The 4,366-nt window shown below is 71.1% G+C and carries 4 protein-coding genes; all 4 read right to left on the reverse strand.

The features are described 5' to 3' along the window. Positions 1 to 1,325: 1-deoxy-D-xylulose-5-phosphate synthase (dxs, locus tag AOK16_RS12770; RefSeq protein ID WP_055472380.1), on the reverse strand; the 1,325-nt coding region annotated here is incomplete at its 3' end. Positions 1,326 to 1,359: 34 nt separating this feature from the next. Continuing rightward, a complete protein-coding gene (gene hpnH, locus AOK16_RS12775) occupies positions 1,360 to 2,382 on the reverse strand; it encodes an adenosyl-hopene transferase HpnH (RefSeq protein ID WP_055472381.1) in 1,023 nt (340 codons plus the stop codon). Between the two features lie 6 nt (positions 2,383 to 2,388). Then, a complete protein-coding gene (locus AOK16_RS12780) occupies positions 2,389 to 3,054 on the reverse strand; it encodes a phosphorylase family protein (RefSeq protein WP_055472382.1) in 666 nt (221 codons plus the stop codon). Continuing rightward, the coding region (gene shc, locus AOK16_RS12785) for a squalene--hopene cyclase (RefSeq protein WP_055472383.1) at positions 3,054 to 4,366 on the reverse strand (1,313 nt) is incomplete at its 5' end. The genes shc and AOK16_RS12780, both read right to left, overlap by 1 nt.

The raw sequence follows: 4,366 nt of genomic DNA on the forward strand, positions 1-4,366 counted from the left end.
CCGGGGACGACCTGGAGGATCGACATGTCCCACATACCGTTGTGCGAGGCCCCATCACTGCCGGTGACACCGGCCCGATCCAGCACAAAGGTGACCCCGCACCGGTGCAGAGCCACGTCCATCAGCACCTGGTCGAAAGCCCGGTTCAGGAAGGTCGCGTAGACGGCGAAGACCGGGTGCAGACCGCCCGTCGCCAGCCCCGCCGCCGACGTGGCACCGTGCTGCTCGGCGATCCCGACGTCCCATACGCGGTCGGGGAAGGCCTCGGCGAACGGCGCGAGGCCGACGGGGTGCAGCATCGCGGCGGTGACGGCCACGACGTCCGGCCGCTCGGCTCCGATCCGCACCATCTCCTCGCCGAAGACCGAGGTCCACGAGGGGCCGCCGGGCGCGGAGAGCGGCGCGCAGGTCAGCGGGTCCATCCTGCCGACGGTGTGGAAGCGGTCGGCCTCGTCCCGCAGCGCGGGCGGGTAGCCGCGGCCCTTCTCGGTGAGGCAGTGCACGATGACCGGGCCGGTGAATCGTTTGGCCCGGCGCAGCGCGGACTCGACGGCCCCGATGTCGTGCCCGTCGATGGGGCCGACGTACTTCAGCCCCAGGTCCTCGAACATCCCCTGCGGGGCGATGAAGTCCTTGAACCCCTTCTTCGCACCGTGCAGCGACCCGTAGAGCGGCTGGCCCACCACGGGCGTCTGCCGCAGCACTTCCTTGCCCCAGGCCAGGAAGCGCTCGTAGCCGTCGGTGGTGCGCAGGGTGGCGAGGTGGTTGGCCAGACCGCCGATGGTCGGCGCGTACGACCGCTCGTTGTCGTTGACCACGATGACCAGCGGCCGGTCCTTGGCGTCCGCGATGTTGTTGAGCGCCTCCCACGCCATACCACCGGTCAGCGCCCCGTCACCGATAACGGCAACGACATGGTCGCCCTTCTTGAGCACCTGGTTGGCCTTGGCAAGCCCATCCGCCCAGCCCAGCACGGTCGAGGCATGACTGTTCTCGATCACATCGTGCTCGGACTCCGCCCGCGACGGATACCCCGACAAACCCCCCTTGGCCCGCAACTTCGAAAAATCCTGACGACCCGTCAACAACTTGTGCACATACGCCTGATGACCGGTGTCCCACAGGATGCGGTCGGCGGGTGAGTCGAAGGCCCGGTGCAGGGCGATCGTCAGCTCGACCACACCCAGGTTGGGGCCGAGGTGGCCGCCGGTCCTCGCGACGGCGTCGATCAGGAACTGCCGGATGTCATCCGCCAGTTCGTCGAGCAGCTCCGGGGGGACCGCCTTCAGATCCCGCGGTCCCCTGATGTTCTCCAGCAGCGACACTGTTCCGGGCCCCCTCTTGTCGTGAACTCGGCCGTCACCCGTGGTTTCCGGTGACCGTCTCCCTGGCCGCCCGCAGCGACTCCTTCAGGGAGCCCATGGTCGCGAGCACGGCCGTCGGCTCGTAGCCGCAGTGCGCCATGCAGTTCGCGCACCGGTCGTCCTTGCCGCGACCGTATGCGTCCCAGTCGGTGCCCTCGATGAGTTCCTTGTAGGTGGGCACGTAACCGTCAGCCATGAGGTAGCAGGGCCGCTGCCAGCCGAAGAGCGAGTAGTTGGGAATCGCCCAGGCGGTGCACGCGAAGTCGGCCCTGCCCTCGAGGAAGTCGAGGAAGAGCGGGCTGTGGTTGAGCCGCCAGCGCCGCCGGTTGCCGCCCGCGAAGGACTTCCGGAACAGCTCTCGGGTCTGCTCCACGCCGAGGAAGTGCTCCTGGTCGGGCGCCTTCTCGTAAGCGTACGCGGGCGAGATCATCATCTGGTCCACGCGCAGGTCGTCGTTGAGGTAGTTGAGCACCTCGATGACGGTCTGCGGGGTGTCGGTGTTGAAGAAGGTCGAGTTGGTGGTGACCCGGAAGCCGCGCCGCTTGGCCTCCTTGATGGCCGCGACCGCCTCGTCGAAGACGCCCTCCTTGGCCACCGACTCGTCATGCCGCTCGCGCAGCCCGTCGATGTGCACCGCGAAGGCGAAGTACGGGGAGGGCCGAAACTTGTCGATCTTCTTGCGCAGCAGCATCGCGTTGGTGCAAAGGAACACGTACTTCCGCTTGGCCACGAGCTGGCGCACGATCTCGTCGATCTGCGGGTGCATCAGTGGCTCGCCGCCCGCGATGGAGACCATCGGTGCACCGGACTCCAGCACCGCCCCGACCGCCTGCGCGACCGGCATGCGCTGCTTGAGCACCCCGGCCGGGTGCTGGATCTTCCCGCAGCCCTCGCACGCCAGGTTGCAGGCGTAGAGCGGTTCGAGCTCGACGATCAGCGGGAACTTCTCCCGCCGCCTGAGCCGCTGTTCTAGAAGATACGTTCCGACACGGATGGTCTGACGGAGCGGCATGGCCATCTGGGCTCACCTCCTGGGGAGCAGTGAAGAACGGTGCCATTCGAAGAAAGCCGGAAGCACGGCACGCAAGACGCGGAAAGCCGATATTCCACCGCGAAGTGTCCCAATGCGGACGAGCTCATGCTCTGGAGCGTCCACGACCACCCGTACGGCCGCAACCGGGCGCGGACCGGCCGCCACGGCCGCGCGCAGGGTCGCCGCGGACTCCATGTCGGCCGCGACGGCTCCGGCCGCCCGCAGCGCGGCCCTCTCCGCACCGCGCACGACGTGGTCGGATCCGGTGAGTGGGCCGGTGTGGACAGTGCACCCCGGCGCGGCCGCGGCAAGCGCCTTGACCAGCGTCTCCGTGCCGGTGCACGGCGTACGCCCGGCCGGGTCGCGGGTCTCGTCGGCGACGACCAGGTCCCCGGGGTGCATGCCGGGGGCGAGCCCGGCGCAGAAGCCCGTGGCCAGCACGGCCGCGGCAGGGTCCGCCCCCAGCAGCGCCCGGCCGACGGCCCGCTCCGCGGCCTCCGGGCCCATGCCGGTGCGCAGCACCGAGACGGGCCCGTGGGCGCCGCGCTCGGCGCCGCGCAGCGCGAACCGCTCGATGCCGAGAGCGCAGGCGATCAGCAGCGGAGCGGGCCGCGCGCCCGGCGGATCCGGCGGCGCCTGGCCGCGGGCCGCGGCCATCAGGCCTCCCGCGGCGCTCTGGAGCCGGTGAGGTCCGGCTCGCCGTGCACGTAGCGGCCCAGGGCCGTGACGGGAAAGACCTGCCGGTAGAGGTGGTAGTTGATCGAGAAGTCCCAGGGGAAGCCGGTGCCGGTGAAGTACGGCTCGTCCCAGCTGCCGTCCGCGCGCTGGGTCCCGGCCAGCCAGGCCACGCCCCGCTCGACGGCCCCGCCGTCCCGCTCCCCCGCCGCCAGCAGCGCGAGCAGCGCCCACGCGGTCTGCGAGGCCGTCGAGGCGCCGCGCCCGATCCACTCCGGGTCGGGGTACGAGCGCTGGTCCTCGCCCCAGCCGCCGTCCTCGTTCTGGACGCTCTCCAGCCAGCGCACGGCCCGCCGGACCGCCGGGTGGGAGGCCGGGATCCCGACGGCGGTCAGGGCCGGGACGACCGCCCCCGTCCCGTACACGTAGTTGGTGCCCCAGCGGCCGAACCAGGCGCCGTTCGGCTCCTGTTCGGCGAGCAGCCACTCGACGCCGCGCCGCGTGCGGCGGTCGTGGGACCTGCCCTCGGCTGCGAGCATCTCCACGACGTGGGCGGTGACGTCGGCGGACGGCGGGTCGATGACCTTGCCGAAGTCGCAGAACGGCAGCCGGTCGGGGAAGCCGCTGGTGTTGTCGACATCGAAGGCGGCCCACGCGCCGTTCCGCGACTGCATGCCGAGGTTCCAGCGCACGGCCCGCCGCACCGCGGTGTCCACCAGCTCGGGGTCCGGGTGCGCGACGCGGCGCAGCGCGAGGACGACCTCGGCGGTGTCGTCGATGTCGGGGTAGTTGTCGTTGTGGAACTCGAACGCCCAGCCGCCCGGCGGGAGTCCGGGCCGCCGTACGGACCAGTCCCCGGGCCGTACGATCTGCTCGCCGAGCATCCAGTCAGCCGCCTTGACCAGCGCCGGATGGTCGGCGGGCAGGCCCGCGTCGGCGAGCGCGACGGTGGCCAGGCAGGTGTCCCAAACCGGCGACTGGCAGGCCTCGATCATGCGGCTGCCGTCCTCGCGCCGGATCGCGAACCGGTCGAGCGATGCCAGCCCTTCGCGCAGGACGGGGTGGCGGAGGTCGTAGCCGAGCAGGTGCAGGGCGATGACCGAGTAGACCGCGGGCGGCTGGATGCCGCCCCAGCAGCCGTCGTTCTCCTGCCGCTCGACGATCCAGCGGGCGCAGTCCTTGAGCGCGGCCCGCCGCAGCGGCCGCAGCGCCACCTTGTGGTACGCGTGCAGGGCCCGGTCGACTCGCTCGAAGAACCCGTCCCAGGTGTTCGCGGGCGCCCTGGGGCGTGGCG

The organism is Streptomyces pathocidini (assembly GCF_001418495.1).
GTDB lineage: Bacteria > Actinomycetota > Actinomycetes > Streptomycetales > Streptomycetaceae > Streptomyces > Streptomyces pathocidini.

What these genes read in the sequence shown, in the direction of transcription:
- AOK16_RS12780 (WP_055472382.1), bottom strand. Translation starts at nt 3,054, where the DNA reads ATGGCCGCGGCCCGCGGCCAGGCGCCGCCGGATCCGCCGGGCGCGCGG.
- hpnH (WP_055472381.1), bottom strand. Translation starts at nt 2,382, where the DNA reads ATGGCCATGCCGCTCCGTCAGACCATCCGTGTCGGAACGTATCTTCTA.